The organism is Halorubrum halophilum, from assembly GCF_000739595.1.
In the GTDB taxonomy this organism is placed as follows: Archaea; Halobacteriota; Halobacteria; order Halobacteriales; family Haloferacaceae; genus Halorubrum; species Halorubrum halophilum.
Genome location: NZ_BBJP01000044.1, coordinates 1 through 1,605, shown reverse-complemented (window position 1 = coordinate 1,605; position 1,605 = coordinate 1). Strand labels below are relative to the sequence as shown.

The window sequence follows — 1,605 nt, the reverse complement described above, 5'->3', positions numbered from 1 at the left end:
GTATGTGTTTAGCCCGAAGTGATTTCGCTGCTGTCTCATAGGAGGCGCACAAGTTGGGCTGTATGAACTGGCAGCAGAGGTTCGTGATGATCCTCAGGGATGGGCTCCGTCGTGGAGCCCATCCCGTTGCCTCTGCTGTCTGTACTGGAAGGTGGGATCTGTGAACGGAGATGATCTCACCAAAGAGGAGTTGCTCTCCCGGTTTTTACAACTTGAACAACGAGTCGAAGAGGTTGAACAAGAGAACGCAAAGCTCCGAGAGAAGTTACAAGAGAAGGACGAACGAATCGAAGAACTCGAAACACGTCTTCGCAAATACGAGAATCCACATACACCGCCTAGTAAGCGACGGTCGGGGACTGACGAGTCCCCGACCTCGCAAGACGACGAAGACGACGATATCCGAACTGACGGCGGCACTCCCGGTCGGAAAGACGGTCACGATCCGGAGTGGCGTTCTACAGCTGATCCTGACGAAGAAATCGAAGTCACCTGTGACTGTTGTCCTGAGTGTGGCGACCACTTCGACGAGTCGGTGGGCGTCAGCCCACGACTCGTCGAGGAGATCCCTGATCCCCAGCCCCCAGAAATCACCCGGTACAACCGCCACTACTACCAGTGCGATTCCTGTGGAACAGAGACAGTTGCGGCTCACCCCGACTGCCCCGATGAGGGGCAGTTCGGGGTGAACGTCATCGCTCAATCAGCTCTGTCACGGTACGATCATCGCCTTCCCTACCGGAAGATCGCCGACCGCTTCGAGCAACTGCATGGACTCGAACTCTCGGGTGCATCCGCGTGGCACGCGACCGAGCGCGCTGCGCGCGCCGGTCGCTGTGAGTACGAGCAGATCCGTCAAGAGATCCAAGATGCCAACGTGGTTCATATCGACGAAACAGGTATCAAACGTGACGGTGAGCAGGCGTGGATCTGGACGTTCAAGACCGCTCAGCATACGTTATATGCGGTCAGAGAGAGTCGTGGAAGTGATGTTCCCGTGGAAGTCCTCGGTGAGGACTTCGCGGGAACGGTCATCTGTGACGGGTGGACGGCGTACCCAGCTTTCAGCAGCAACCTCCAGCGGTGTTGGGCGCACATTCTTCGAGAGGCTGAAGACGCCGCGGAAAAGCAGGCAGAAGGTGAACCGATCTACCACGCTCTCAGACAGGTGTACGTCGCTCTCCAGGCCCGGCTGGAGAGCGACTTGACAGTCCGTGAGCGAGCAGACCTCCAGCGTGTGGCGCGAAGAGAGCTTGAATCGCTGATTGAACGGTCAGTACCCGACGGACCAGTGGCAACACTGCTCGGGAAGATCGAAGGAGGTCTTGACCACTGGCTCACCTTCGTCGGTGAGCCAGCGGTCTCTCCGACGAACAATGCCGCAGAGAACGCGCTTCGTGAACCAGTGGTTCTCCGGAAAATCATCGGAACGCTCCGTAATGACCGAGGAATGTTCGTTCACGAGACGGTCTTGTCCCTGCTGGCGACGTGGCGCCAGCAGGGACGCAATCCATACGAAGAGCTTCGTCGAGTCGTCAGCAGCAATGATATGATCTCACGGGCTCACGCTGTGCCGGCTGTCGAGACCTCGGGGTAAACACATAC

Annotated in this window: 1 protein-coding gene; it reads left to right on the top strand. The window is 57.6% G+C overall.

Annotated features, from left to right (window positions below):
- The first annotated feature begins 160 nt into the window (after nucleotides 1–160).
- On the top strand, nucleotides 161–1,597 hold the full coding sequence (tnpC, locus tag ACP96_RS13575; protein WP_202593958.1) for an IS66 family transposase: 1,437 nt from the start codon (nucleotides 161–163) through the stop codon (nucleotides 1,595–1,597).
- Nucleotides 1,598–1,605 lie beyond the last annotated feature (8 nt).